Origin of the sequence: Marinobacterium rhizophilum DSM 18822, assembly GCF_000378045.1 — a bacterium.
Taxonomy (GTDB): Bacteria; Pseudomonadota; Gammaproteobacteria; order Pseudomonadales; family Balneatricaceae; genus Marinobacterium_A; species Marinobacterium_A rhizophilum.
The window spans coordinates 152,817-179,071 of record NZ_KB899092.1 but is presented as its reverse complement, the minus strand read 5'-3'; the positions used below and the strand labels follow the sequence as shown (position 1 = coordinate 179,071).

At 58.1% G+C, this 26,255-nt stretch carries 25 protein-coding genes and 1 pseudogene; 7 read left to right on the top strand and 19 right to left on the bottom strand.

Annotated features, from left to right (window positions below):
- Positions 1 to 140 precede the first annotated feature (140 nt).
- From phaR to prmB, 6 genes are all read right to left on the bottom strand, one after another.
- Entirely contained in the window at positions 141 to 641 is a 501-nt protein-coding gene (gene phaR, locus F451_RS24915) for a polyhydroxyalkanoate synthesis repressor PhaR (protein ID WP_051103907.1), read from the bottom strand.
- 48 nt (positions 642 to 689) lie between these two features.
- Complete coding sequence (locus F451_RS0105655) at positions 690 to 956, bottom strand: DUF6489 family protein (protein WP_026291537.1); 267 nt, start codon at positions 954 to 956, stop codon at positions 690 to 692.
- Positions 957 to 1,017: 61 nt separating this feature from the next.
- Entirely contained in the window at positions 1,018 to 2,184 is a 1,167-nt protein-coding gene (locus tag F451_RS0105650; protein ID WP_020680382.1) for an MFS transporter, read from the bottom strand.
- 105 nt (positions 2,185 to 2,289) lie between these two features.
- Positions 2,290 to 3,144 carry a polyamine aminopropyltransferase gene (speE, locus tag F451_RS0105645; RefSeq protein ID WP_020680381.1) on the bottom strand — a complete coding sequence of 285 codons (855 nt, stop codon included), beginning with the start codon at positions 3,142 to 3,144 and terminating at the stop codon, positions 2,290 to 2,292.
- A gap of 93 nt (positions 3,145 to 3,237) precedes the next feature.
- Positions 3,238 to 4,329, bottom strand: a complete 1,092-nt coding sequence (aroC, locus tag F451_RS0105640; protein ID WP_020680380.1) for a chorismate synthase — start codon at positions 4,327 to 4,329, stop codon at positions 3,238 to 3,240.
- 115 nt (positions 4,330 to 4,444) lie between these two features.
- Complete coding sequence (gene prmB, locus F451_RS0105635; protein WP_020680379.1) at positions 4,445 to 5,359, bottom strand: 50S ribosomal protein L3 N(5)-glutamine methyltransferase; 915 nt, start codon at positions 5,357 to 5,359, stop codon at positions 4,445 to 4,447.
- Positions 5,360 to 5,477: 118 nt separating this feature from the next.
- On the opposite strand from prmB, the gene F451_RS0105630 reads away from it, so the two are divergent.
- Both F451_RS0105630 and folE read left to right on the top strand, forming a co-directional pair.
- Complete coding sequence (locus F451_RS0105630; RefSeq protein WP_020680378.1) at positions 5,478 to 6,050, top strand: Smr/MutS family protein; 573 nt, start codon at positions 5,478 to 5,480, stop codon at positions 6,048 to 6,050.
- Between the two features lie 44 nt (positions 6,051 to 6,094).
- Entirely contained in the window at positions 6,095 to 6,637 is a 543-nt protein-coding gene (gene folE, locus F451_RS0105625; RefSeq protein ID WP_020680377.1) for a GTP cyclohydrolase I FolE, read from the top strand.
- A 39-nt stretch (positions 6,638 to 6,676) separates the two neighbouring features.
- On the opposite strand, the gene F451_RS0105620 is transcribed toward folE, so the two are convergent.
- The 3 genes from F451_RS0105620 to F451_RS0105610 form a co-directional block, all read right to left on the bottom strand.
- Positions 6,677 to 7,588: a patatin-like phospholipase family protein gene (locus F451_RS0105620; RefSeq protein WP_020680376.1), complete on the bottom strand. Its 912-nt coding sequence runs from the start codon at positions 7,586 to 7,588 to the stop codon at positions 6,677 to 6,679.
- On the bottom strand, positions 7,585 to 8,439 hold the full coding sequence (locus tag F451_RS26600) for a DUF4892 domain-containing protein (RefSeq protein WP_156826383.1): 855 nt from the start codon (positions 8,437 to 8,439) through the stop codon (positions 7,585 to 7,587). Before F451_RS26600 ends, F451_RS0105620 begins: the two co-directional genes overlap by 4 nt.
- Before the next feature lie 187 nt (positions 8,440 to 8,626).
- Positions 8,627 to 9,436, bottom strand: a complete 810-nt coding sequence (locus F451_RS0105610; protein WP_276202590.1) for an alpha/beta fold hydrolase — start codon at positions 9,434 to 9,436, stop codon at positions 8,627 to 8,629.
- A 130-nt stretch (positions 9,437 to 9,566) separates the two neighbouring features.
- On the opposite strand from F451_RS0105610, the gene F451_RS0105605 reads away from it, so the two are divergent.
- Complete coding sequence (locus tag F451_RS0105605; RefSeq protein WP_020680373.1) at positions 9,567 to 11,447, top strand: PglL family O-oligosaccharyltransferase; 1,881 nt, start codon at positions 9,567 to 9,569, stop codon at positions 11,445 to 11,447.
- A 215-nt stretch (positions 11,448 to 11,662) separates the two neighbouring features.
- On the opposite strand, the gene sixA is transcribed toward F451_RS0105605, so the two are convergent.
- The 4 genes and pseudogenes from sixA to dinG form a co-directional block, all read right to left on the bottom strand.
- On the bottom strand, positions 11,663 to 12,121 hold the full coding sequence (gene sixA, locus F451_RS0105600) for a phosphohistidine phosphatase SixA (protein ID WP_026291534.1): 459 nt from the start codon (positions 12,119 to 12,121) through the stop codon (positions 11,663 to 11,665).
- Positions 12,122 to 12,151: 30 nt separating this feature from the next.
- Entirely contained in the window at positions 12,152 to 13,174 is a 1,023-nt protein-coding gene (locus F451_RS0105595; protein WP_026291533.1) for an NAD(P)H-dependent glycerol-3-phosphate dehydrogenase, read from the bottom strand.
- 503 nt (positions 13,175 to 13,677) lie between these two features.
- Positions 13,678 to 14,973: pseudogene (gene rhlB, locus F451_RS0105590) on the bottom strand (ATP-dependent RNA helicase RhlB); the annotation flags it as partial.
- A 12-nt stretch (positions 14,974 to 14,985) separates the two neighbouring features.
- Positions 14,986 to 17,109, bottom strand: coding sequence for an ATP-dependent DNA helicase DinG (dinG, locus tag F451_RS0105585; protein WP_020680369.1), 2,124 nt, complete (start codon positions 17,107 to 17,109; stop codon positions 14,986 to 14,988).
- Between the two features lie 129 nt (positions 17,110 to 17,238).
- Between dinG and lexA the strand changes: the two genes are divergently transcribed.
- Both lexA and F451_RS0105575 read left to right on the top strand, forming a co-directional pair.
- Positions 17,239 to 17,862, top strand: a complete 624-nt coding sequence (gene lexA, locus F451_RS0105580) for a transcriptional repressor LexA (RefSeq protein ID WP_026291532.1) — start codon at positions 17,239 to 17,241, stop codon at positions 17,860 to 17,862.
- Positions 17,859 to 18,305, top strand: coding sequence for a cell division inhibitor SulA (locus tag F451_RS0105575; RefSeq protein WP_020680368.1), 447 nt, complete (start codon positions 17,859 to 17,861; stop codon positions 18,303 to 18,305). Before lexA ends, F451_RS0105575 begins: the two co-directional genes overlap by 4 nt.
- Positions 18,306 to 18,482: 177 nt before the next feature.
- Here F451_RS0105575 and F451_RS0105570 read toward each other — a convergent pair whose 3' ends face one another.
- The 3 genes from F451_RS0105570 to topA all read right to left on the bottom strand — a co-directional run bounded on the left by F451_RS0105570 (position 18,483) and on the right by topA (position 22,012).
- On the bottom strand, positions 18,483 to 18,716 hold the full coding sequence (locus tag F451_RS0105570) for a hypothetical protein (RefSeq protein ID WP_026291531.1): 234 nt from the start codon (positions 18,714 to 18,716) through the stop codon (positions 18,483 to 18,485).
- Between the two features lie 116 nt (positions 18,717 to 18,832).
- On the bottom strand, positions 18,833 to 19,354 hold the full coding sequence (locus F451_RS0105565; RefSeq protein ID WP_020680366.1) for a DUF6586 family protein: 522 nt from the start codon (positions 19,352 to 19,354) through the stop codon (positions 18,833 to 18,835).
- 18 nt (positions 19,355 to 19,372) lie between these two features.
- Positions 19,373 to 22,012, bottom strand: coding sequence for a type I DNA topoisomerase (gene topA / locus F451_RS0105560; RefSeq protein ID WP_026291530.1), 2,640 nt, complete (start codon positions 22,010 to 22,012; stop codon positions 19,373 to 19,375).
- Between the two features lie 188 nt (positions 22,013 to 22,200).
- On the opposite strand from topA, the gene F451_RS0105555 reads away from it, so the two are divergent.
- Positions 22,201 to 22,923 (top strand): hypothetical protein, encoded by a 723-nt coding sequence (locus F451_RS0105555; protein WP_051103906.1) that lies wholly within the window; start codon positions 22,201 to 22,203, stop codon positions 22,921 to 22,923.
- Between the two features lie 36 nt (positions 22,924 to 22,959).
- Here the strand turns inward: F451_RS0105555 and F451_RS0105550 are convergent, their stop codons facing one another.
- Both F451_RS0105550 and F451_RS0105545 read right to left on the bottom strand, forming a co-directional pair.
- The gene (locus F451_RS0105550; protein ID WP_020680363.1) at positions 22,960 to 23,190 is read right to left on the bottom strand and encodes a DUF1653 domain-containing protein; all 231 of its coding nucleotides are present in this window, start codon (positions 23,188 to 23,190) and stop codon (positions 22,960 to 22,962) included.
- A 12-nt stretch (positions 23,191 to 23,202) separates the two neighbouring features.
- Positions 23,203 to 23,712 (bottom strand): hypothetical protein, encoded by a 510-nt coding sequence (locus F451_RS0105545; protein ID WP_020680362.1) that lies wholly within the window; start codon positions 23,710 to 23,712, stop codon positions 23,203 to 23,205.
- A 94-nt stretch (positions 23,713 to 23,806) separates the two neighbouring features.
- On the opposite strand from F451_RS0105545, the gene F451_RS0105540 reads away from it, so the two are divergent.
- Complete coding sequence (locus F451_RS0105540) at positions 23,807 to 24,247, top strand: universal stress protein (protein WP_020680361.1); 441 nt, start codon at positions 23,807 to 23,809, stop codon at positions 24,245 to 24,247.
- 75 nt (positions 24,248 to 24,322) lie between these two features.
- On the opposite strand, the gene F451_RS0105535 is transcribed toward F451_RS0105540, so the two are convergent.
- The gene (locus F451_RS0105535) at positions 24,323 to 26,212 is read right to left on the bottom strand and encodes an ATP-binding cassette domain-containing protein (RefSeq protein WP_020680360.1); all 1,890 of its coding nucleotides are present in this window, start codon (positions 26,210 to 26,212) and stop codon (positions 24,323 to 24,325) included.
- Positions 26,213 to 26,255 lie beyond the last annotated feature (43 nt).

Sequence of the window (26,255 nt, the reverse complement as noted above, 5' to 3'; positions counted from 1 at the left end):
ACCAGCAGCCTGAGCCCGGCACTGAAAAATGTCGGCTGAGAGAATCAGACGCCGAAGTCACATACAAAACCGCCGCATTGAAGCGGCGATTCTTTACCCGACTGCGTAGTCGGCAATGTGCTCAGCAAGGGATGCGCAAACTATTTGTTCGACTTGCTGACCGTCTCGGATTTTGCCTTTTCGGGTTCGGCTGCAACCTCCTCATCATCAGCCGTTCGAGCGCCCGGCTTGAACATATTCCACATCGCCATATTCTGATCCGCCAGTCGATTCATCACGGTCAGCGGATTAGCGACGCCCATCATGTTTTGCATTTGCTCGCGAATGCGGTCCTGATGCTCGAGAAAGGCCCCGACACTCTGCTCGATATACTGACTCATCATGCCCTGCATGCTGTCGCCATAGAAGCGAATCAGCTGCTGCAAAACCTGATTGGTCAGCAGGGTACCGTGACCTTCAGCTTCCTGCTCAGAAATAATCTGCAGCAGGATATTACGCGTAAGATCGTTGCCGGTTTTCGAGTCCTGCACCTGGAAAGCCTCACCGCTGAGCACCAGCAGCTTGACGTCTTCCAGCGTGACGTAACAACTCTTGGATGTATCGTATAGTCGACGGTTGGTGTACTTTCTTAATATTCGCAAGGCACCTACTCTCTCATTGCTTACACTCATTCGCGATCGGACCTCACATCAATCAGAAGCTTTTCCAGCTTCCTTTGACGTACCCTTATAATTAGTCATCATCTTCAGCATCATTTGCTGCAGCGCTTCCATCGACCCCAGACCCCCGGTCATATAGGGCTTAAACAGTGTCAGCGGATCATAGCCATCCGCTCCCGCCGCCATACGTTGCCGAATCTCGTCGAGCATCTCCTCCTGAAAGCCTGCGATATCCGGCAGGCCCAGTATCCGACGCATCTCATCGGGTGTCATGTCTACATCAATCTTGAAATTCATACCGCCCCCGACATCGATTGACCAAGCTGAATTTATAGTATAACTGCACTGCAATACAAATCTAACGCTCATTTTGCTGCAGTTTTTCCGGCCGAATCCAGATTAATGCCAGCATGATCGCCACCGCACTTGCTGCAGCTGCGGCCGTGAAAGCCATTGCAGATCCCTGTGCATCCCACAGTAAACCGGCTGTCAGCGCACCGCAGGCGCCGCCCGCACCGAACCCCAAGCTCGACAATAGCGCCTGCCCCTGCCCCTGGAAGCGTTCGGAGAAGTATTGCTGCACCAAACCAATGCCCAGCGCATGGAGGCAACCAAAGGTCGCCGCGTGCAGCACCTGGGCCAGCAACATGAGCGGCAGGTGTCCAGGCACCCAGGCAATCAATAGCCAGCGCAGCACACAGAGCCAGAGACTGACCAGCATCAGGTAACGAATGCCAAAACGACCGATCAAACGGTGCATGCAGGCAAACACCAGAATCTCGGCAATCACGCCCAGCGCCCACAGCAGCCCTATCTGACCACGGCTGTAATCCAGACTCTCCAGCAGCAAACTGTAAAAGGCGTAATACGGTCCGTGACCAAACTGCACAAGAAACACGATTGCGTAAAATGCCATAATCTGGGGACGGCGCAGGGTGCGCAGAAAGCTGTCAGCGCTGCTTGACGCCCGCGGGCTGGACGCGGGACTGCCCACCAGCAGACTGGTGCACCAGATGAGCACCATCAGGCCCGCCATGATCCAGGGCACCCAGCGTACGCCGATAATATCGAGCAGCCAGCCCAGCACGACCACCGTCAGCACAAAGCCGACCGACCCCCATAGCCGCAGCAAACTGTAGCGGGCACGCTGCGCGCCAAGATGGCGCAGGGCAATCACCTCGAACTGCGGCAGCACAGCATTCCAGAAAAATGAAAATGCCAGCATCACCCATGCAATACCTGCAGCGCTGTCCTGCCAGAAGATCGCCAGGAATACCAGCGCGGTCATGCCACTGCCAAAGCGCACAATCTCGATACGCCGCCCGGTGCGATCCGCCGCCCACCCCCAGATATTGGGCGCAATAATGCGTGAAGCCTGCACAATCGCCATCAGCATTCCGATGGTACGGGCATCAAACTCGAGGCTTTTAAGGTACAGCGGCCAATAGGGCACGATGGTGCCCAGGAGCGCAAAATAGAAAAAATAGAATCCGGACAGGGGCCGGTAAGGAATGGGCTCGGACATCAGCGCCGGACCTGCAGGAAGAGAGCACAACAACCCACGAGAAAAACCAGACAAGCACGCAGCTGCGAGCCCGCTACTGGGCGGGACTCACAGCCACCAGTGTGATCAGGCGTCCTTGAGGGCATCGACCACAAACTGTGGCAGCGCAAAGCTGCCGCAATGCATGGCCGGATTGTAATAACGCGTCTTGATACCGGATGCCGCAAAACGCTGCTCGATCAGCGCTAGCGGCTGCGCCGCCAGGGCGGCGTCATCCGATCCCCAGGCCAGCGTCATGTTGCCACCGATGTAGGTGGGCACGGCCGCACAGTAAAAGGTCTGATCCTTGAAATAGGGGCTCAGGCGACGACGGGTCGTCAGCACTTCATCCACCTGCATAAAGGCCACACCGTTCTGCGCCACGAAAACGCCGCCGTCGTTCAGGCAGCGCTTGCAACCTTCGTAGAAAGCACTGGAAAACAGTACTTCACCAGGCCCAACCGGGTCGGTGCAGTCGGAAATGATGACATCGAACTTCTCATCGGTCTGCTGCACATACTCGATACCGTCGGCGATGACGATATTGGCACGCGGATCGTCAAAGGCCCCCTGGGAATGGTTCGGCAGATAAGTCTTGCACATGTCGATCACGGCCTGGTCGATCTCAACCTGCGTCACATGCTCAACCTCCGGGTGTTTCAGCACTTCACGCAGAATACCGCCATCGCCGCCACCGATAATCAGCACACGCTTGGCAGCGCCATGGGCAAACAGCGGCACATGGGTCAGCATCTCGTGATAGACGAACTCGTCCTTCTCGGTGGTCTGAATGATGCCGTCCAGCGCCATCACGGTCCCGAATTTCTTGTTACGGAAAATGATCAGGTGCCAGGAGTCGGTCTGCTGCTCAAACAGCACTTCATCGATCTCAAAGCTCTGGCCATAACCGTCATACAGTTTTTCGGAGTAGTTCGAAGTCATCTCGTTGTAAAACCCTTAAATACGATTGCTGTGACCGCCAGCGGCGGCCGCTTACTCTTACACCGTGCCAGGCAGATGCTGGCGCGGTGCACTTTACCTCAAAACCGGCACGGTCGTCGTGACATCGGCATTCTGGCCCCGGTTGCGCAGGTAATGATCCATCAGCACGATGGCCATCATGGCCTCTGCGATGGGTGTCGCCCGAATACCGACACAGGGATCGTGCCGCCCCTTGGTAACGACCTCAATTGACTCGCCCTGGGCATTGATGCTGCGCCCTGGCAGGCGCAGGCTGGAGGTGGGCTTGAGCGCGATATGGGCAATAATGTCCTGCCCGGTAGAGATCCCGCCCAGCACCCCGCCGGCATGGTTGGACAGAAAACCCTCGGGGGTCATTTCATCCCGATGCTCGGTACCTTTCTGCTCGATTACGGCAAAGCCATCACCGATCTCGACGCCCTTGACCGCATTGATGCTCATGAGCGCATGGGCCAGGTCCGCGTCCAGGCGATCAAAGATCGGTTCGCCAAGCCCCACCGGTACATTGCGTGCGACTACGGAAATGCGGGCGCCGATGGAATTACCTTCCTTGCGCAGTTCATCCATATAGACTTCCATGCGCGCGGCGGCTTCTGCATCCGGGCTGAAGAACGGGTTGCGGGCAACCTCGGCCCAGTCAAAGCGCTGTTCATCGATACGGATCGGACCCAGCTGGCTCAGGTAGCCGCAGACCTCAATACCCTTGCTGGCAAGAAACTTGCGCGCTATGCCACCGGCCGCCACGCGCATGGCTGTTTCCCGCGCAGAGGACCGACCGCCGCCACGGTAGTCGCGAAAACCATACTTGTGACTGTAAACATAATCGGCATGGGCCGGACGAAAGGTATCGGCGATATTGGAGTAGTCCTTGGAGCGCTGATCCGTGTTTTCGATCAGCAGTCCAATCGGCGTACCGGTCGTACGCCCCTCGAACACACCGGACAGAATCCGCACCTGATCGGGCTCGCGCCGCTGGGTCGTGTGGCGTGACGTGCCCGGCTTGCGCCGATCCAGGTCCCCTTGCAAATCCGCTTCACACAACTCGATTCCCGGCGGGCAGCCGTCCACCACACACCCCAGCGCCGGACCATGGCTCTCGCCGAAGGTGGACACCGTAAACAGCTTACCGAAACTATTTCCAGACATGATGTATTCCTGTCACAGCACCCTGCTGCTGCATGGATTACCGATACTCGAGCGGTAATCGCAGCAACATCTGGTGAAAAATTAAACGCACCCCGAACCCCAGCAGCCTGTGAACTCAGAACAGGTCGCGGTACTCACGCAGGTCCCTGGCAGTGATCGCAAAGACACCGTTCCCATGCTCCAGCTCAACCCAAATAAAGGGCACCTGCGGGAACTGCTCCATCAGGTGCACCTCGCTGTTACCGACCTCAACCACCAGCAGGCCATCTTCGTGCAGGAAATCACAGGCCTGACGCAATATATTGCGGGTAAGATCCAGACCGTCTTCACCCGATGTCAGCGCCAGTTCAGGCTCATGCCGGAATTCGGCCGGCATGGACGCATAGTCAGCCGCATCCACATACGGCGGATTACTGACGATCAAATCATAGCAACGGCCCTGCAGCGCACTGAACAGGTCGCTCTGAATGACATGAACCCGCTCCTGAAGGTCATAACGATTCACGTTACGCGCAGCCACTTCCAGCGCCCCGACAGAGACATCCACCAGATCAACTTCAGCTTCTTCGAAGACATCCGCACACCCGATACCAATGCAGCCACTGCCGGCACACAGGTCGAGAATCCGCCCAACCGGGCCCGGACGCAGCCAGGGCAAAAAGCGCGCCTGCACCAATTCTGCAATGGGCGAACGCGGAATCAACACCTGTTCATTGACATAAAAGGGCATACCCAGGTACCAGGCCTCACCGATAACGTATGGCAGGGGCTTGCGCTCTTCGACCCGCAGCCGCAGAAACTCCACCACGCGCTTGCGCTCGCCAAAGGTCAGGCGCGCATCCATGATGGCCGGGTTGCTATCCCAGGGCAGATCCACAGCACCCAATACCAGCTGCACGGCCTCATCCCAGGCATTATCAGTTCCGTGACCGAAAAATACCTGCTCGCGACTGAACTGACTCAGACTCCAGCGGACAAAATCACGTATCGTATACAGCTCATTTACAACCTGTTCTTGATCGATGCTCATTCCAAAACCGATAATAAGGGGAGTTTGTGCCGCACATTAGCGACCACAACGCTACGAACCCAAATCCGCAGCGGTGCTCCAAAGGCGCCTATGTTAATGAAAATATTGAAGTGACGCCATGTCGGACCACAAGCTGCCCGCTGATGATGCAGCGATTTCGTTTGAAAACCTGATGCAGGACGTGGATCGCCACCGGCACGACCGCGCCGATGTCGGTCCCCGGGTTAGCGATCGGCAAAACCTGGACTACAAACGCGCCGCCGCGACCCGCGAAACACGCCAGGTTATCGACGGACTCTCCAGCGAAGCCGCCGAGATCGTCGAGTCCTGTGAAGAACTGCTGTTCGCGGCGCCCGGTATTCAGCTCGGGCTGATGAAACGCCTGCGCAAAGGCCACATTCCCTGGGAACAGGGGCTCGACCTGCATGGCATGACCGTAGATCAGGCACGGGATGAGCTGTGCCGCTTCATTGCTGACGGCTTGCGCCAACAGGCGCGCGTCGTCCTTGTGGTCCACGGCAAGGCCTATTCTCAGGCCGGTTCCTACCCGGTCCTGAAGTCACGGGTCAATGACTGGCTGCGCCAGCTACACGGCGTCATGGCGTTCTGCTCAGCCCAACCCAAGGACGGCGGCACCGGCGCCCTCTATGTCCTGCTTAAGCGCAAGAGCGGCAAAAGTGGTTTACCCTGATAGCTGATAACAGCAACCGATTCTTTTGATCCCGGGGACAGACCATGGAACATGAATACACGCGGATTATTGAGGCGCTCGGGGAAGATGCCAGCCGCGAGGGCCTGAGAGACACGCCCGCGCGAGCGGCGAAAGCCATGAAATTTCTTACCCGCGGCTACACACAAACCCTGGAGGGCGTCGTCAATGGCGCGCTGTTCCCATCGGATAACAGTGAGATGGTGCTGGTAAAGGATATCGAACTCTACTCCATGTGCGAGCACCACCTGCTGCCTTTTGTCGGCAAGGCCCACGTGGCCTATATCCCCCAGGGCAGCGTCATCGGACTGTCCAAAATTGGCCGCATTGTCGACATGTTTGCACGCCGGCTGCAAATTCAGGAAAACATGACCAAACAGATTGCCGAAGCGATTATGCAGGTAACACATGCCGCCGGAGTCGGCGTGGTGATCGAGGCCCAGCACATGTGCATGATGATGCGCGGTATCGAAAAACAAAACGCGATCATGAAAACGTCAATGATGCTGGGCTCTTTTCGCGAAAACCTCGCCACACGCAACGAATTCATGGCACTGATTCGCGGCTGAATTACTCACCGCCCCCGGCTGCTGCAGTACAAACAAATGTTAGCCCGGGGGTAATTCCAGACGCCCCTCTTCCATGGCCGACAGCCGTTCACGGGCGATCAGGCGACCCACCTCGATCAGCTCCTCGGCGCGGTGAAATTCATAGAAGCTGCACGCTTCCTTGGGAATGGTAATGTTCAGATCGGGCGGATAGCCGGCAATTTTGTATTCGCTTAACGAACTCTGCATCACCTCCACCGAGCTGAGCAGAATATCCAGTCGACCACCAAAGCGCTCTTTAAGCGCCGCACCATTAACAGTCCCGGCATCCCAGGCACTGGGCGGGCTGTCATCATCAAGCCCGCTACTATCCAAAAAGGCATTCTGGGGCATATCCACCACCGGCAAACGGTAGCGGCTGGCATTCAGGTCCACCGCCACAATGATGTCGGCGTGGGCCGCTACCGTTGGCACAATGGGCAGCGGATTAAGCACGCCACCATCCACCAGCACACGGTTATCTTTCGTCACCACCGGAGTGAAAAAACCAGGTACCGCCGCCGACGCGCGAATAGCGCTCATCAGCGACCCCTTCTGGAACCAGACCTCCTTCTGGTGCGACAGATCGGTGGCCACCGCCGTGAAGCTCAACGGCAGACTTTCGATATCGGGGTCTCCCGCCAGTTCTCGCAGCTTTGCAAACACACGATCGCCTCGAATGGCACCTCGACTGAAGGTAACGTCCATCAGGCGCAGTATATCGATCCGTTTAAGGCCAGAGACCCACTCGCGGTAGGCATCCAGCTCACCTGCCGCATACATTCCCCCCACCAGCGCCCCCATCGAGCTTCCGGCAATGGCCTTAATATGATAACCGCGGCGTACCAGCTCTTCGATCACACCGATATGGGCATAGCCCCGCGCGCCCCCGCTGCCAAGCGCCAGAGACACGGTCACTTTGCGCGTCATCATGGTAACGCAGGTCGAATCACGACCAGCGCCCCCGCCTTGTCTTTCAGCACGCTGGGCACTAGCGGCCCGACCCCAAAAGCCTGCACATTTTCAAAACCCGCGCCGCGCACACCCGTTTCGATCTGTTTTGCCAAGGTGCCAGACTGTACCAGCGCATCTTCTACCGGGTTTCCTTGCTGATGCACCACGAGCCAGAATACCTCCTGCGGCTCGAATTCCGCCAGCAGCTGCACAATCGGATCGACCACATCCATGGGCGCGCTCGGATCGAGTGCCATCTTTGTAAAGCCCGCTACCCTGAGTTCCTGCACCAGCGCACTGCCACCGGCAACAGATATCACGTCAAGCTGCAGATATACGCGCCGGTTACCCCGCTGGACGGTATAAAGCGCCAGGTAGTCAGACCCCAGGCGCGCCGCCATATAGAATTGGGTACGATCGAGGCCATAGAGCTGCGCAATACCAAAGAAATCGTTGGCCCAGTAGTGACTGCTGCCACAATCCCGGCCACTGCACTGGAACAGCACCTCTGCGTCAAGCGCCGCCAGCTGTGAACGATAATACTCGAAAGCATCTGCGGGCTGGTGCGAATCGGGAATACGGTACGTGATACGGGTCAATTTTCCATCGAGGGCTTTGCGTTTGTCGGCCACCACGATGTTATTGGCCTTTTTGAGTTCGGACAGCATCAGCAGGTATTCTGGCGTCGGCCCCTGCTGGTAGCCTTCTATCCAGGACAGCGGGAATCGCTTGAGCAAGCCATAGTCAGCTGACCCCTCTACATCGGGCTCAGCCATCACGGCACAGGACACCAGCAAGCCGGCCAACATCAAACAGGTTTTTCTCAGCACGGTCAGACTCCATTCAATTGATCATACAGACCGGTTACCACGCAGATCGCAGTACCCTGTTTGCCCCAGGCCCCGCGGCACTGAAGCAGCAAAGACAACAACTTCGCATCAGACGTTGCCTTAACATTCCACCGGCAGCGCCTGAACCACGACCCTGCCACACCTTATATCGAATCCGTACGCCCGCTCAATGGCAGCACGAATCATGCAAGCTGTTGATTATGAGTGTAGCAATCTCTGCCGCGGCGCCTGCCTCCAGATGCAGGTGGTGATTACCGACCAGCACATGCTCGCGCGCATCGACGAGCAACGGCAGCAAGCGACGCATGCGCGCTGAATCGATTCCCTCGTTGCCCAATATCAGCTCCACCGGCGCCTTTACCCGCACAAGGAAGGCTTCGACCTGGGCTTCACTGAGGCGCACTACCGAGGGCAGCAACAGTGCAGGGTCGCTGCGCCAGCGCCAGCCGCCGGCGCAGCGTTCAAGCCCTCGTTCCACCAGCCAGCGGGCAGCCTCTGGACACACCGGCCAGCGGCCATTCATACGCGCCTCGACGGCCTGCTCAAAGGTTTTGTAGGGCCGCAGGGTCCGCCGTTCCATACGCCGGTGCTTGATCAGTGCCTGCGCCATCAACTCAGGCAGGGATTCGGCCTCATACACCAGTGGCGCCAGACCTTCTATCAGAAACAATCGGGCTACCCGTTCCGGCATACAGGCCGCCAGCAGCACGGCAACACCTGCGCCCATAGAATGCCCCAACAGGCTAAACCGCCTCAGCAGAAGCTGGTCCGCAACAGCCAGAACGTCCGCAATATTATCCCAGATATAATAGGGCGACCCGGCGGCCCGATGACTCGATTCACCATGCCCGGCCAGATCAATCGCAATCAGACGTATATCGGGCAACAGAGGGGCTAGGCGCATAAATGAAGCCGCATTATCGAGCCAGCCATGCAAGGCTAGCACAGGCTGTGCAGTCGGATTGCCCCACTCCATAATCGCCAGGCGCCGACCATTAACATCCAAACTCCAGGATTTATGCATCCTTCACCCTTTGACCAAACACAGTGCCACCAGCATAACGAAATGCGTTACCATCACCTAGCCATTAAGCAAGGAAAGCCCCATGTCGCGTAACGCCCGCGCCAAGCGCAAACACAGAGACACGAGCCAGACAGCTTTTACCTTCAAACTGGAACGGGATCCAACCCTGCAACGCCCACAGATACTGTTTTTCAGCCTGTTCAGTTTGCTCACGCTGGCCGCCCCACTCTACTACCAGCAAAATCTCGGCGGCGAGGGCCTCTATCTGCCCTATAACGCGACGACCTGGATCGCTGCGCTACTGCTAACCGCTACCGGCCTCCTGCTCGCACTGCACAGGCTGCAGCTGGTAATCCCCCGTTACGGGCTCGCACTCTTCGCGCTACCGGCAGGGCTGCTGATCAGCGGCTTTGTCACCGGCGTGGGCAACCCGTCCGAATGGCTGCTGCGACTCGGTTACGTCATGGGCGGCTTTGCATTCTTTATCGCCCTGCTTCAGTTCAGACTACGGCGCCAGCATCAGGACATGGCTCTCACACTGGTCTTGTGCGGAATCATGCTGCAGGCGCTGATCGGCTGGGTTCAGCTGCAACAGCTGCCTTTTCTCAGCGCCCTAGTACCGATCGCCAAGAGCAGCCAGCCCATAGCGATTTTTCAGCAGGTCAACCTGACGGCAAGCTTCCTGGCGACAGCGTTGCCCATCGCCATTTTTCTGGCAACGCGGCCGGGCGCCCTGCGCGCGCGCTGGCTGATACGCATCCTGCCCTACTGCGGCCTGGCACTGTGCAGCGGCGTATTACTGTCGACCGGCTCGCGGGTGGGCCTTTTAGGCGGAACTCTCGGCCTGCTGCTGGCACTCGCCGGACGGCGCCACTTCCTGCGCCAGCATCGGCGTATCAGCGCGGCACTGGGCATATCATTGCTGCTGGGAGCCAGTTTTCTGCTGTCTGACAAGGTCGAGCAAGGCTCCACATCCGCGCTCAGCAAGATCGAGCGACTGCAGCAGGGTGGCCAGGCAGACGTGCGCTTTTCAGTCTACGAAATATCGCTGGATACCATCGCCAATGCGCCGCTGTTTGGCCATGGCCTGGGCAGCTTCCAGTCGGTGTGGCAGGAGGAGCGCGGCAAGTTTCAGGACAGCCACCCCGAGCTGGATATAGGTCCGCGCTATTCCCACCCGCACAACGAGCTGCTGTTCTGGCTGGTCGAGGGTGGCCTTGTCGCCGTGGCCGGCATCCTGATCTGTGCCGGCGCCGTGGCCTGGCAGCTGGTACGTCTGGGCTCGCAGCGCGGCCTGCTGCTCGCCGGCATGTTGCTGCCCATCGTGCTGCATACGCAGGTGGAGCTACCCTTTTACATATCGTCGCCGCACTGGTTTTTGATGCTGTTTCTGCTGTACCTGACCTTTAGCCTGCGCCCGGCAAGCATTCGCCTCAAGCTGTCACAGGCCGCGCGCGGCCTCTGTACCGCCCTTCTGCTGATTATGCCCGCGGCGGGTTCAACCTTTTTGCTGCAAACACTGCTCGCCAACGCCGGCATCGTCAACTACATGAAAAGCCGCGGCCAGCAATCCGCCTTTCTTGAACCGGCGATCAACAACCTGTATTTCTCCAGCCAGGCCACTTACCTGATCATGAAGGAATCGCTGCTCATCGGTTACAGCCTGAATGACAAACAGCGCTCCACGGCTTTTATCGCCTGGGCCAATGAATACCTGCAACAGACCCCCGACATCCAGCTGTTCTACGACCTGGCGGGCGCCTATGTGCACAACGGAAATCATCAGGGGGCGCTGCAGGCACTGGAGCGCGGACTCTATATATACCGTCACAACAAGAAGCTGGAACAGGCACTGGTGGCCCTCAAATCCGGCGACATAGACCGCTATTTACAGAATCTGGCGGCGAAACAGGCTGCTCGCAACGCAGAGGCTCAAAGCCCAGCGCCGAAAACTACGAATTGATGTGAGCGGGCACCAGGCGAATACTCGCCTGGTGCCATTACGGCCGACAGACAGCGAAGAATGATGCGCGAAAGGGAACTGTTACCCGCCAGCACCATCCAGCACCATCCAGCCGAGACTGGGTGAGCGCACGGCAGAACAAGCCTGCATGCTGCTGCGCGGCCTGGATGGCTGAAGCGTCTGATTGAGGATGAGGAAATTGGCTGACAGAACGCTCAGGCATCCAGTTTTTTTATCAGGCGCGCCATGCCCGCCGCCGGCCAGTCAAGTTCCAGCATGACGAGAGCACCCGGGTCCATGGGCTCGGCATAACGCGCATTTCCATCCAGCAGCGTAGCAACCAGATTACCCAGCAGAGGCTGATGCGCCACCATCAGCACCCCCGGCCAGGGCAACTGTTCGAGCTGAGCCAGCGCATCGCTCACAGAGGATTCCGGCACGAAGGCCACCTTCGGCGCCAGTATCGGTACACCGAGCACCTCGGCGACGAGCGCAGCGGTCTGGCGCGCCCTCAGATAAGGGCTTGAAACAACCGCCTTGACCCCGGCCAGCTGCTGCACGTTGGCCGCCAGCATCGCCCGTACAGCGGCTGTACCCGCAGGCGTCAGGGACCGCTCTGCATCCACCGGCGCGTCCCAGCCCGCTTCACCGTGGCGCATGACAAATAGTTCCATGCCTGACCTCTGCTAGTCGCCGGCAGCCTCTCAGCTGCGCGGCAGAACGAACTCGACATCGCTACTTTGCTCGTTGAGCATCAGCATCTTGGCCACCGCTGCCGCCGGCGCATGATTGAAGACCACCTCATAGAGGCCCGCCACCAAGGGCATATAGATCCCTAGCTGATCGGCCTTTTCCTTGACCCGGTGCAACGTATTGACGCCTTCCGCTACCTCACCCAGTGCCGCAACTGCCTGCTCCAGCGACTTGCCTTCGCCCAGAGCAAACCCCACGCGGTAATTGCGCGACAGCGGCGACATGCAGGTCACGATCAGGTCACCCACACCCGCCAGCCCCAGGAAGGTCAGAGGATTGGCGCCCATGCTGACAGCGAAGCGACTCATTTCCGCCAGGCTGCGCGTCATCAGCATGCTACGGGTATTCTCCCCCATACCCAGCGCATTACTCAAACCCGCTGCAATGGCGTAGATATTTTTGAGCGCGCCACCGAGCTCAACACCATACATGTCGGTACTGGCATAAACTCGAAAATAAGCCGTATGCAGCGTGCTCTGCACCAGCTCTCGCAGCGCCTCGCTTTCACTGGCGACAACCGTCGCCGTGAGCTGGTGCGCAGCGACTTCCTTGGCCAGGTTAGGCCCACTCAGCACACCAATTTGCGCATCGGGGAGCTCATCACTGAGGATTTCACTCATCAAGCTGAAGGTGCCGGCTTCTATGCCCTTGGTGGTGCTGACAACCATCTGCCCGGGCACCATATAGGCGCGAGCCTCGTGAACCACGGCGCGAAAGCCGCCACTGGGAATCGCCACGAACACCAGCGCGGCCCCGTCCAGCGCCTCTTCAAGACTGGAGTGGGCTTGCAGGGAAGCGGCCAGACGATAGCCCGGCAGGTACTTGCTATTCTCTCGACTCTGGCGAACTTTCTCGACCTGCTGCGCATCGCGCATCCAGAGCCTAACCTGAATGCCTTTTTCCGCCATGATATTGGCCAGCACAGTACCAAAGCTGCCACCGCCCAACACGGTTACTCGCATCCCGCCATTCATTAATCAAAACTCCCTGGAAATATGCATATCGAACCGAATCGCCAATGAGGCAACCGAGTGACGCCTGCACAAGAATCCCGCGCAGGCGTCCGCGCCAATCAGGCTGTCGGCGTCGACTTTGGCTCATCCGTTGCTTCACCTGATGCAGCAGCATCAGCCGTACGACTCTGAGGCGCATTATCCGAGTTTTTGCTTTTCTCAGCGGCCGGGACTTCTGCTGCGGGCGCCTCGCCAGTAACGGTGGTCTCCCCTGCCGGAACATCCGCAGGCTCCACCGCGGGCTCTACCTGTGCCGGCTTTTGCCGTGCAGTATCAGCGCCAGCTTCCGCCTCCACCGCACGTTCTGCAGCCGGCGCCACCGACGCGTCGTCGGGCGTACTGACCTCACTGGCAGCATCAGCGCCCGCCTCAGGCTTCGGCTCAGCCTCGGCGGCAGAAGCCGATGCGCTGGCATCTGCATCGACAGTCTCAGAGGATTGCGCCTTGACCGCAGGCACGTCGAGCAGCAGCTCGGGATCAGGGTGCAGGCAGTTCATTTTTACGCCGGTTTCCACTTCGATTTCCGGAATCAGGAAAGAGTCGTTTTCACAGGCAAAACACACCGACGCCCCGGTGGCACCGGCACGTCCTGTGCGGCCAATGCGGTGCACATAGTCTTCCGGATCTTCCGGCAGTTGATAGTTGATGACGTGGGTGACGCCGTCGATATGAATCCCTCGGCCGGCAACATCGGTCGCCACCAGCACCTGGATCTTGCCATTACGGAAATCTTCCAGCGTGCGCAGACGCTTGTTCTGGGGAATCTCGCCGGACATCAGCGCAGCACGCAGTCCATCCTTTTCAAGCCGCTCGGCCAGGGCGCGGGTCTCGTGACGCCGGTTGCCAAACACGATGACCTTCTCGATACCGTTAACGCGAATATAGTTGCGCAACAAACGATACTTCTGGCTGCTGGACACCAGGAATACGGTCTGGCTGATATTATCCGTGGTCTTGCGATCAGCTTCGATTTCAACCCGCACCGGGTCCACTGTCCATTGCTGCGCCAGACTCATGATATCGTCCGAGAAGGTGGCGCTGTACAGCAGTGTCTGACGGTCTTCCCCCTTGCGCGGGGTCTGGCGAATGATGGTACGCACGTCGGGGATAAAGCCCATGCTCAGCATTCGGTCGGCTTCATCCAGCACCAGTACTTCAACGTTGTACAAATCCACGTCTTTGGAGCGCACGAAATCAATCAGGCGACCCGGCGTCGCCACCAGAATGTCCACCGGACGCTCACGCAGCTGTGCACGCTGATTCTCGTAATCCATTCCACCCACCAGCGCAACGACGCTGATATCGGCGTACTTGCCCAGATCCACCGCATCGGATGCGATCTGCAGCGCAAGCTCACGCGTCGGCGCCACGATCAACACCCGGGGCTCACCCAGGCGCCGCTCTTCACCCAGCGGGAAGTCGAGCAGGTCCGTAATGATGCCGGTCAGAAAGGCCGCGGTCTTGCCGGTTCCCGTCTGGGCTTTGCCAATAATGTCCTTGCCTGCAAGCGCGGGCTCAATGGTGGCAGCCTGGATCGGCGTGCAGTACTGGAAGCCCTGATCCTGTATGGCATGCAGTACGGCGTCCGGCAAGTTGAAGTCATGAAAACGTGACTTGCCTTCCTGGACGGGCACCACAAAATCGGCCGGTGACCATTTGTGCTCTGTCTTGGTTTCGCTACGCTGACGGGAGCCCGAACGCTTGCGTGAAGAGCCGCGTGACGGACGTCTACGCTTTTTGCTTTTATCGTCGTTATTCAATGTGAAACCCTGTTAGTTCAGTTTGCGCCTGAAAGGTGGCAACGCATCCAGCAGCTGTCTGCCATATCGTTTGGTTACCACTCGGCGATCCAGCAATATAATGTTGCCGCTATCTTGTTCTGTTCTGAGCAAGCGCCCTACCGCCTGGGTAAGCCGCATGGAAGCGACCGGAACGCTCCAGTCGATAAACGCATTACCGCCCTGGCGTTCAATCCACTCCGCCATGGTCGCATCCACCGGGTCATCCGGCACGCTGAAAGGCAGCTTGGCAATAATGACTTCGGTAAGGTAGTCGCCGGGCAAATCGACACCCTCGGCAAACGACGCCAGACCGAAAATAATACTCTGCGTGCCCTTATCAATCGCCGCACGGTGCTGCTGCAGTATTTCGTTCTTCGAAAACTGCCCCTGGGACAGAATGGTATTCTTAATGGATTCATCCAACTGTTCAAGCACAGTGCGCATCTGACGCCATGAGCTGAACAAAACCAGGGTCGCCGTTGCCTGCGGCAGCCGCTTGGCGAGAAACTCCGCTACCTCGGCTGTATGTGCTTCCGGGTTGGACGGGTCTGCCTGCATCGGCGGCACCCAGAGTTCGGCGCAGCGTTGATGATCAAACGGACTTTGCAGTCGTTCACACGGGCTGTCCGCGGGCAGGCCCAGGTCCACCAGCACACGATCGAACTGCCCCAGCGCCGTCAAGGTGGCCGATGTCACGACAGCGCCGTAACAGTGTTGCCAAAGGTGTTCGCTCAGTGTCGCCGCGGCAGATACCGGACTGCTGCGGCATTCAAAATCAATCCCGTCGGCGGATTCGACAACATTGATCCAGCGCGCCGTGGGCGACGCGCCGGCGGGATCGGGATTGCGGTAGGAACGTACCAGCGCGTGAATCGCCTGCATTCGAGCCAGCAGCAGCCCGGTTTGCGGATACCAGCGCTCGGCTGCATCCTTTTCTATCTCCGGAATGCCGCCATCGATGGCCTCTTTCAGCAGCTCTACGATCTGTTCAAATTTGACCGCCGCCTTGTCGGCCACCAGGGTCAGATCACCGGCCTCAATACGCAGCGCTTCCGGAAGCTGCCCGTTGGGGAAGCGAAAACGATCCGACTTGGGACTGCCGTTTGACTCGGTCAGCAATGCGCGCAAGGTGCGCTGGAAGCTCTCCAGACACTGGTTCAGGTCTGTAAAAGGCTGCGCCAGCTGCGACACATAGGTGGAGAGTACCTGGTGCTCGCCACAGTCAACACGCATTTTTTCGAGCTGTCGCGTCGCCGCCGAAAGCCAGCGAATACTGCCGGCCACCCGCATGCTGTACGAGAAATGGCCGATGGCCTTCGCCGCCAGATGGTGGCCTTCGTCGAACACATAGATGCTGTCGGCGGGGTCCGGCAAAATGGCCCCCCCGCCCAGCGCGAGATCCGCCATCACGAGGTCGTGGTTCGCGATCACCACCTCCGCCTGATCCAGCGATTCCCGGGCGCGATAGAACGGGCAGGCACTGAAGTTATGACAGCGCCGGTTGGTGCACTGCAAATGATCACTGGTGAGCGGATGCCACAACTGGTCCTCCAGCTCGCGCTTGAGGTTATCACGATCACCGTCCCAGCGCCCCGACGCAAACTCGTTTAGCAGATCCCGATAAAGCCCCAGATCTGCCTCATCCAGCTTGTGCACCTGCTCATCTTCATACAGTGCGATCTGGCCCATGGCATCCTGGCTATCGAGCAGGCGTTCAGCCTTGTTGATGCACAGATAACGCCCGCGCCCCTTGGCCAGACTCACCTTGACCGGCAGCTGGGCATGCAGGGCAATGTCGGGCAGATCCTTGTATAGCAACTGCTCCTGCAAGGCCACGGTGGCCGTCGACAGCACCAGTTTCTTGGTGGCAGCCCTGGCAATCGGAATGGTTCCCAGCAGGTACGCCAGCGTCTTGCCCGTACCGGTGCCGGCTTCCACCAGCACGACATGTCCCTGGGACTGGCGCACACCCGATGCATCGGCCTCAATACCACCGATGACGCGCGCCACCGCGGCTACCATCTGACGCTGCCCGTAGCGCGACTTCAGGCCCTTGGCATCAAGGAACGCCCGATAGGCCTGCTGAATCTGTTTTTTAAGGTCCTCGGTTAGCAACGCAGCATCCGGATCGACTGAGACAGGAGCCGCGATTCTAGCAAAACACTGGATATATCAACAGAATTTGCTTTACCGGATTAAAGTACTGTATATACTTACACGTACTGTATAAAACAACAGGCCAAGATGATGAAACTGACCCGCCGACAAACGGATGTGCTCGAGTGCATCAAGCAGCATATCGAAACCACCGGCTATCCGCCTACGCGGGCAGACATAGCACGCGAGCTTGGCTTCAAGTCGGCCAATGCTGCAGAAGAGCATCTCAAGGCACTGGCCCGCAAGGGTGCGATTGAAATAATACCCGGCACTTCTCGCGGCATTCGACTACCAGACCCAGGGCTCGATGCCGCCAACGAAAGCCTGCCCATCGTGGGGCAGGTGGCCGCGGGCTCGCCCATCCTCGCTGAACAGCATATCGAGGATCACTGCACCATCTCCGCCGATTTTTTTCACCCGCCTGCCGATTACCTTTTACGCGTCAAAGGCCAGAGCATGCGCAATATCGGCATCATGGATGGCGATCTGCTGGCGGTACATCAGTGCCAGGAAGCCCGAAATGGCCAGATCGTGGTGGCACGCATCGGCGATGAAGTAACCGTAAAGCGCTTCAAGCGCGACAAGAACCGGGTATACCTGATCGCTGAAAACGAAGATTTTGCTCCCATAGAGATCGACCTGAAGGAACAGGAAATTTCCATTGAAGGTCTTGGTGTCGGTGTCATCCGCCGCGGAGGAGAACCGCTATGAATACTGCCCCTGCCCCCAAATACCGCCGCACCTTCCACCAGGGTGCAGCCAGCCATCGCCCGGCCCTGAGCAACCATCGCGCCGGTAAACTGACGGAAATCATTACCCACGACAACGACCTGTCCAGCATGCCCCTGCTCATGCCCCTGCTGGCGCAGCTCAGCCGTGATGACCGCTGGTTCGCCTGGGTCGCCCCACCTGCACTGCTACCCAAGACACTGTTGACCGATGCCGGCATTGATCTTGGAAAGGTGATTTTGCTTCAGCCTGACAGCGGACACAGCGTGTTTGATCTCGCCCGCCGCGCTCTTAGCACCGGCACCTGTCACGCGGTTATCTCGTGGCCGGGTTATCTGTCAGAGTTTGAGCTAAAGGCACTGGAACAGGCCTCTGCCTGCGGGGACAGCCACGGCATTCTGATACGAGGCCGCGAACACGCCTGATCCGACTGCACACATCAACTCACAGACGCCCGCAGGGTGACTGTGAGGACAGCATCTATCGGAACCAAAGCGAATACAGCGGTATTACTGACAGCAGCACACATGAAAAGCATATATGAAGAGCAATTATGAAATTGCGGGCTAACGCTAACGCGTGGAACTCTTTATAAAAAACCGCTAGTGAACAACAGGCGGCCTGAGCACCTCGTCCCGGGCCTCACGCTGACGCGCGCCCGCCTCGGCAACCAGCTGAACGCCGGCTGACAGCATGATCTTGGCAATATTGATACGCTCATCACCCAGCGTACTGATCAGCTCATCGGAAAAACTCAACGTCAGCAGAGGCTCATCCTGCTCGCTCGGCCGACGGACAACAATATCGCCCGACTCCAGCATGACAATTTCAAGCATTGCGTCCTTCATTCGATCCTTTTGCCTTTCAGTTTCTATCTCACCCATTTAAGCCGGCATGACAACGCCCTGGATCCGCCCAGGTGTAACGCGTCACACGCCTGCAAAGACGACCGTCACCACTCCTGCATGCCGGCCCGCAGTCGATCAGCAAGCTGCGTAAGCTCGCGATACCATTGTCGGCACAGCTGCGGCGACACATCAGACACAGCCACATCAGTACTAACCTGCACCAGTCGTATCTCGGACTGACTCTGCGGTGCGTCAATAGCCTGGGCCCTGGCGCCGGATTGCCAGCAGGCGCCATAGGCCGCACGCAGGCGCCGTAGCCAGGAACCTGCGTCTTGTTCCAGCGAAGCCAGCTCGGCGCGTTCGGGTGACTGCACGCCCGCCTGCTCAAACAGAGCATCCAGATCGGCGAAGGACTGGACCTGAGCAACATCCAGGCGGTAATGATCGCCAATTTCGCGCAAAAGAGCGCCATACGCCGATTCCAGATGGAACAGCAGCGACTCCTGGCAGCACTCAACCTGTGCCTGACTACTCCAGCCGGTCGACTCTTCTGCCTTGGCCAACTGTTCCAGCTGCAGCTGTACAAAGTTCAGCTTCTGACTGGTTCGGGAAACAAATACACTCATACTGCCTGCACCGCCGGCCTATTTGGATTTTTTGGCTTTTTCTTCCACCACCCAGCGACCGCCATCAAAGTAGGCGCGCCACCCGGTTGCCTTGCCTTCGACTTCAGTCATCACGTACTGCTCCTTGGTCTTGCGACTGAAGCGCACCAACGTCGGATTACCATCACTATCCGCGACAGGCGCATCAAACAGGAAGCTGTACTTGGGATCGATTTCATCCTTGTGCGGCAACAGCTCCTTGATCTTGGGCGGCCGGGTTTCGCGGTTCTTCGGAAACTGGCTCGCCGCCAGGAACAGGCCACTGGCGCCGTCACGCAGGATATAGGTGTCGTCAACCTTTTCGCACTTCAACTCGGGCATGGGCACCGGGTCCATCTTGGGCGGCGCGGCTTCGCCGCTCTTTAGCAACTTGCGAGTGTTTTTGCATTCGCTATTGGAGCACCCAAAATACTTGCCGAAACGCCCAGTCTTGAGCTCCATCTGCGCACTGCACTTGTCACACTCGATGGTAGGCCCTTCATAGCCCTTGATACGGTAGCTGCCATGCTCAACCTCAAAGCCATCGCAATCCGGGTTGTTGCCGCACACATGCAGTTTGCGCGACTGATCAATCAGGTAGGAGTCCATTGCCGCACCACACTTAACACAGCGGTGCTTCTTGCGCAGCAGGCGTGATTCGGCTTCATCATCCGCATCCTCACTGACTACCTCGTCGCCGGAAACCAGATTGATGGTCTCCTTGCAGCGCTCTTTGGGCGGCAGCGCATAGCCGGAACAGCCCAGGAATACGCCGGTACTGGCGGTCCTGATCATCATGACCCGACCGCACACGGGGCAAGGAATATCGGTTTCGGTGGGCGTATTGGGCCGCATCCCCCCTTCAGCACTACGCGACTCCTCGAGTTTCTTGACGAATCCCGCATAGAAGCCATCGAGCACCTCTTTCCAGTTTTTGTCACCACTGGCGACATCATCCAGCGCCTCTTCCATGCGCGCTGTGAAACTGAAATCCATCAGATCGCTAAAGTTTTCGGTCAGACGCTCGGTAACGATGTCACCCATCTTTTGGGCATAAAACCGCCGATTCTGCACCTCAACATAGCCACGATCCTGAATGGTGGAAATAATCGCCGCATACGTCGAAGGCCGCCCAATGCCGCGTTTTTCCAGTTCCTTGACCAGGCTCGCTTCGGTATAACGCGGCGCAGGCTTGGTAAAGTGCTGCTTGGGATCGAGCTCTTCAAGCAACAGCGTCTGCCCTGCCTTGAGATCCGGCAGAATCACGTCTTCGTCACTTTTACCCTTGGCCGGCAACACTCGGGTGAAGCCATCGAACTTAAGAATTCGACCCCGCGTACGCAGCTCAAAGTCTCCGGCACTGACCTGCACACGCGTACTGAGGTACTCCGCAGGTTTCATCTGACAGGCCAGGAACTGTCGCCGAATCAAGTCATACAAACGCTCAGCGTCCCGCTCCATGTTTGTCAGTGCAGTCGCTTCAATACTGACATCAGATGGACGTATGGCCTCGTGCGCCTCCTGCGCACCCTCCTTGCTGCTGTACACGACCGGCGCATCGGGCAGGTACTTGCTGCCAAACGCATCACCGATATACTCACGGCATTGTTCCACCGCATCACTGCTGAGATTGGTGGAGTCGGTTCGCATGTAGGTGATGTAACCGGCCTCGTAGAGCCGCTGGGCCATCATCATGGTTTTTTTGACACCAAACCCAAGCCGTGTGCTGGCCGCCTGCTGCAACGTGGAGGTGATATAGGGCGCGCCAGGTTTGGTTGTCGTCGGCTTGTCTTCACGCTTGGCAACCTTGAAGGTCGCATCTTGCAGCAGCTTTACTGAAGCGCTGGTGTCCGCTTCACTGACCGGCCGGAACGCCTCGTCCTTGTAGCGGGTCACCTGCAGCCGCACCCCGGCCTTGTCCTCAGTCCGCGTATTGGCGTGTAACTCCCAGTACTCTTCAGGTATGAAGGCACGGATCTCCCGCTCGCGCTCAACGACCAGACGGGTTGCTACGGACTGAACACGTCCGGCGGACAGGCCGCGCGCGACCTTTTCCCACAGCAGCGGAGACAGCATGTAGCCCACTACGCGGTCCAGAAAACGCCGCGCCTGCTGCGCATTGACCCGCGCCAGGTCAAGCTCGGAGGGCTGCTCAAAGGCAGCCTTGATTGCTTTCTTGGTGATTTCGTTGAACACGACCCGGCGATAGCGTGAATCATCCCCGCCGATGGCCTCACGCAAATGCCAGGCAATCGCTTCCCCCTCGCGGTCCAAATCGGTCGCGAGATAGATTTCGTCGGCATTTTCAGCCAGCCGTCTGAGCTCTTCGACGACCTTTTCCTTGCCAGGAAGAATCTCGTAGTGCGCTGCCCAGCCATTGTCAGGGTCAACACCCATGCGGCCGATCAACTGCTCCCTGGACTTGCGTTCCTTGTAAACCGCCTTGTCCTCGGGCGACATCTTGCGCGTCAAAGCCGCCTGACGCGCCCGCTCCTTGGGGTCACTTTTAGTTGCGGTCCCGCTGGTCGGAAGATCGCGGATATGGCCTACGCTCGACTTAACGACATACTGACTGCCGAGGTATTTGTTTATCGTCTTGGCCTTTGCAGGGGACTCGACGATAACGAGAGACTTTCCCATAAAATAATGTTCCTTGGCGCGGGACCGGCTAACTGAATCAGCGTGCATATATAAGTGCTGACATTGCGGGGGTCAAGCAAAGCGAAGAAAAAGCTGCTTTTTTGTCGCTTAGCGGGGCAGAACGCTGCATCCGAAGAAAAAAGCTTCTGTTACACTTTATGATTCATAGACTTAATAACCAACCCCCGATGGCACTCATGCTGCACGACAACATCATCATACTCATCATAATCGCCGTTGTCGGACTCCTGGCCCTGATTGGCAGCCATCTAATCAGCCAACGGGAGCGGCATGCCCACAAGCAGGCCACGCGCGTGCAGTGGCTGGGACAGCAGGCAGAACACGGCATCAGTACCCTGGGCATATTGCGTGCCTGCAACTGCAAACCCGAGATCATTGAGCGCATTGAAACCCATGTAGCAGGCCTGATCAGTGAAATGGCATCACTGGCACCGAACAACCCGCTACTCAGCACACTGAACAACCAGAAACAGAGCGCAGATCGCACCACGGGCACGTCTGCCTCATTGAATAGCGACCGCGCCATCAAGCGCGCATCCATCTACATTAATCATGCACGCGAGTTGCTGACAGAAATGGCGCAGGACAACAAGCTGGCGCCGCCCATCGCCAAGAACTACGTTCAGGAGTTGCACTGGCTGAACGTATCGATGATTGCCACGGCGCACCTCACACAAGGCCAGAAAAGCCTGAGCCTTCAGGACAAGCCCGCGGCGCTGTCTCACCTGAAACACGCCAAGGCCGTGCTGACCCGCGCCATGGTGCCACAGCACCTTAAACAGGAGCGCCTGGGCCAAATACAGACTCTGCTGGACAGCCTTGAGCCAAGCCCCCAGCGCTCAGGCGGCACTCTGGCCGACAACCTCGAAGACTACTTCAGGGAGCACTGAGGTTCCACAGCCAGTTATTCGCATCACTGACCCGCATCACCGCTCATCGAGGCGAGCAAATCGCTTAACCGGCACACCGCCGGGGCCTGCGACCGTTTCGATAAACATTTCCAGCGGCCTGACCCACAACCCCATGTCACCGTAGCAGGGTCGGTAAACGACCAGCCATTCCTCGGTCTCCGAGTGACGAGCACAACCCACCACTTCGTACTCGCCGCCCTTGTAATGTCGATAGATTCCCGGCTCGACTTGTTGCTCGCTTGTCACACTTATCTCCTTTTAGAACCCTGCATCAATTACGCGCTGCAGCATGAGCTGAATTTTATCCAGTTCGTCAATACCACCACGCTCACTCCAGTATGCTGTGACATACAATGGAGTCGATTCCAGCGCCAAAACATCCTGCGGCAGCGCCCGCAAGGCGTCCGCGAGCACATTGAGCTGCGCCTGCGCCAAGATGCCCTCGCCCTGCTTCCAGCTCCATCCCTCCGGGAGCCCGTCACAGGCAAGAGAACGGATTCGAAATACTTGCCAGGGAATTAACCGATCCCGCTGGGCTGCACTGAGACCACTGCGCAGCTTGCGATAAGCCGCACGGTCATACTCGTCGGCATCGGCTTCACCCGTCGCACGGGGCGCCGCCAACCTGACCAGCTGCACCTGCAGCCCCAGGGTGCGAGCCTTGCTACGCAGTGCCGCCTGAGCCTTTTCCCGCGGTGACGGCATGGCCCACATCATCGACCCCACCAGCGACAGCATGATGAGCACAATTATTCCCCAGGTCACCATAAATGCTCTACGTCCTGCTAAATATATTGAGTGCCCGACAGCCGGATCACTATGCTAATCTCAAGTTAACGAAACCAGATGGAAAACATTGATCATGAGCGCTTATAAACGAATCTTGCTGGCTGTTGACCTGTCCGAAGAATCAGAGCAATTGATCGACAAGACCTGTGAGATCGCTGATCGAAATAACGCCGAGCTGAGCCTGATTCACGTGATCGAGCCGCTGAGCTTTGCGTATGGCGGCGATGTCCCCATGGACCTCACCACTATCCAGGAGCAGCTCGACGATCACGCACGCGTAAAACTCGACAGTTTCGCCAGCCGCCTCAGTCATCCGGTGACCCACAAGCTCATTGTCAGCGGGCATACCGAGTCCGAAATTCACCGTTATTGCGACGAACACGATATTGATCTGGTGATCGTAGGCAGTCACGGTCGTCACGGCCTGTCACTGTTGCTCGGTTCCACCGCCAACGGCGTGTTGCACGGCGCCCATTGCGATGTACTCGCCATCCGGGTTCAGCCGACCAAATAGGACGACAGCCCCGGAGCTGGCTACTGCCAGCTCCGGGGCGCCTCAAGACCCCACAGGCGGGCCGTCCAGGGGACTTTACTCCTGCATGGCTTCCAGCTCCACCCAGCGTTCCATCAGCAGTTCGACCACTTTTTCCTGCTGCGCGAAGGCATCCAGCCCCGCCTGGATCTGCTCCTGACCCTGCTCATAGAAACCGCTGTCCGACATCGCCGCCTGCAGCTGGGCCAGTTTCGCTTCAGCCTCTTCAAGCTGCGCAGGTAGCGCATCCAGCTCGCGCTGCAATTTGTAGCTCAGCTTGCGGGCAACCTTGGCCTGGGGCGCCCCTTCCTTTGCCAGTACCGGTTTTTCTGCCCGCCCCTTTGAGGCCTGGGCGGCGACCGGCTGAGGACGCTGGCGAATCCAGTCCTGATAGCCACCCACATATTCGCTGACTTTACCCTGCCCTTCAAACACCAGGGTACTGGTCACAACATTGTCGAGGAAGGCACGATCATGGCTCACCAGCAGCACGGTACCGGTAAACTCCAGCAGAATTTCTTCCAGCAGTTCAAGGGTTTCAACATCCAGATCGTTGGTCGGCTCATCAAGCACCAGCACGTTGGCCGGCTGGCTAAACAGTTTGGCCAGCAAAACCCGGTTGCACTCACCACCGGACAGCGCCTTTACCGGTGTACGAGCGCGTTCGGGCGCAAACAGGAAATCGCTGAGATAGCTGATGATATGGCGATCCTTGCCGTTGATGCTGATACTCTCCCGCCCCTGGGAAATGTTGTCGATAACCGTTTTTTCCATGTCCAGCTGGCCACGCAGCTGGTCAAAATAGGCAACTTCGACCTTGGTACCCTGGTTCACCTCTCCGGAATCCGGCTTCTGTTCCCCCAATACCAGCTTGAGCAGACTGCTCTTGCCAATACCGTTAGGTCCGATAAGGCCGATACGGTCACCGCGATTGATGGTCAACGACAGATTGTCTACCAGCGTGCGGCCGTCATACCCCAGTGACACGCCCTTGAGTTCCGCCACCAGCTTGCCGGAGCGCTGTGCCGTTTCCAGACCAAACTTGGCAGCCCCCTGGCGATTGCGACGCTCTGAGCGCTCCTTGCGCAGCGCTTCAAGCGCACGTACACGCCCTTCGTTGCGGGTGCGACGTGCCTTGATGCCCTGACGAATCCAGACTTCTTCCTGGGCCAGTTTTTTATCGAACTCGGCATTGTGACGGGCCTCTTCGGCCAACATCTGCTCCTTGCGCACCTTGTACTGACTGTAACTGCCGGGAAAGGACACCAGCTTGCCACGATCAATTTCGACGATACGCGTGGCCAGGGACTCAACCAGTGAGCGGTCATGGGAAATAAACAGCAGGCCGCCGCGATATTCTTTCATCTGCTGCTCGATCCACTCAATGGTCTCGATATCCAGATGGTTGGTCGGCTCGTCCAGCAGCAGCAGGTCCGGCTCCTGCACCAGTGCAGCACCAAGCGCCGCACGACGGCGCCAGCCACCGGACAACTCGGACATAAAGCGGTCGTCCGGCAGGCCAAGACGTTCCATGACACGTTGCACCTTTTGTTCCAGGTGCCAGCCATCCACGGCTTCGATCTGCTGCTGCAACACATCGAGTTTTGCCATGGTGCGCTCGTCATGTTCCATCACCAGCTCTTCGTAGCGCCGGCGCATTTCAACGATTTCACCCAGGCCACCCATGACCACATCCCGCACTTTACGCTCATCGGCCGCAGGCAACGCCTGGGGCAGCTCGGCGATACGGCAGCCCGGGTCGACCCAAAAATCGCCGTTATCGGCCTGCAATTGACCACCGATGAGTTTCAACAGCGTGGACTTGCCCGCACCATTGAGCCCGACCAGCGCGACGCGCTCGCCAGGATCTATCTGAAAGCCGACTTGGTCCAGCAATGCCCTGGTACCAAAGGCGATGGAAATATTGTCAAGTCGTATCAGCGGCATAATGTATGTATTCGGCTCATTTGAGGGACGCATATTCTACCGT

What these genes read in the sequence shown, in the direction of transcription:
- F451_RS0105655 (WP_026291537.1), bottom strand. Translation starts at nt 956, where the DNA reads ATGAATTTCAAGATTGATGTAGACATGACACCCGATGAGATGCGTCGG.
- prmB (WP_020680379.1), bottom strand. Translation starts at nt 5,359, where the DNA reads ATGAGCATCGATCAAGAACAGGTTGTAAATGAGCTGTATACGATACGT.
- F451_RS0105565 (WP_020680366.1), bottom strand. Translation starts at nt 19,354, where the DNA reads ATGAGTGTATTTGTTTCCCGAACCAGTCAGAAGCTGAACTTTGTACAG.
- folE (WP_020680377.1), top strand. Translation starts at nt 6,095, where the DNA reads ATGGAACATGAATACACGCGGATTATTGAGGCGCTCGGGGAAGATGCC.
- F451_RS0105650 (WP_020680382.1), bottom strand. Translation starts at nt 2,184, where the DNA reads ATGTCCGAGCCCATTCCTTACCGGCCCCTGTCCGGATTCTATTTTTTC.
- speE (WP_020680381.1), bottom strand. Translation starts at nt 3,144, where the DNA reads ATGACTTCGAACTACTCCGAAAAACTGTATGACGGTTATGGCCAGAGC.
- topA (WP_026291530.1), bottom strand. Translation starts at nt 22,012, where the DNA reads ATGGGAAAGTCTCTCGTTATCGTCGAGTCCCCTGCAAAGGCCAAGACG.
- F451_RS0105610 (WP_276202590.1), bottom strand. Translation starts at nt 9,436, where the DNA reads ATGGAGTGGGGCAATCCGACTGCACAGCCTGTGCTAGCCTTGCATGGC.
- F451_RS0105575 (WP_020680368.1), top strand. Translation starts at nt 17,859, where the DNA reads ATGAATACTGCCCCTGCCCCCAAATACCGCCGCACCTTCCACCAGGGT.
- F451_RS0105545 (WP_020680362.1), bottom strand. Translation starts at nt 23,712, where the DNA reads ATGGTGACCTGGGGAATAATTGTGCTCATCATGCTGTCGCTGGTGGGG.
- sixA (WP_026291534.1), bottom strand. Translation starts at nt 12,121, where the DNA reads ATGGAACTATTTGTCATGCGCCACGGTGAAGCGGGCTGGGACGCGCCG.
- F451_RS0105595 (WP_026291533.1), bottom strand. Translation starts at nt 13,174, where the DNA reads ATGAATGGCGGGATGCGAGTAACCGTGTTGGGCGGTGGCAGCTTTGGT.
- F451_RS0105620 (WP_020680376.1), bottom strand. Translation starts at nt 7,588, where the DNA reads ATGATGACGCGCAAAGTGACCGTGTCTCTGGCGCTTGGCAGCGGGGGC.
- F451_RS0105555 (WP_051103906.1), top strand. Translation starts at nt 22,201, where the DNA reads ATGGCACTCATGCTGCACGACAACATCATCATACTCATCATAATCGCC.
- F451_RS0105605 (WP_020680373.1), top strand. Translation starts at nt 9,567, where the DNA reads ATGTCGCGTAACGCCCGCGCCAAGCGCAAACACAGAGACACGAGCCAG.
- aroC (WP_020680380.1), bottom strand. Translation starts at nt 4,329, where the DNA reads ATGTCTGGAAATAGTTTCGGTAAGCTGTTTACGGTGTCCACCTTCGGC.
- F451_RS0105540 (WP_020680361.1), top strand. Translation starts at nt 23,807, where the DNA reads ATGAGCGCTTATAAACGAATCTTGCTGGCTGTTGACCTGTCCGAAGAA.
- F451_RS0105535 (WP_020680360.1), bottom strand. Translation starts at nt 26,212, where the DNA reads ATGCCGCTGATACGACTTGACAATATTTCCATCGCCTTTGGTACCAGG.
- F451_RS0105570 (WP_026291531.1), bottom strand. Translation starts at nt 18,716, where the DNA reads ATGCTTGAAATTGTCATGCTGGAGTCGGGCGATATTGTTGTCCGTCGG.
- lexA (WP_026291532.1), top strand. Translation starts at nt 17,239, where the DNA reads ATGATGAAACTGACCCGCCGACAAACGGATGTGCTCGAGTGCATCAAG.
- F451_RS0105630 (WP_020680378.1), top strand. Translation starts at nt 5,478, where the DNA reads ATGTCGGACCACAAGCTGCCCGCTGATGATGCAGCGATTTCGTTTGAA.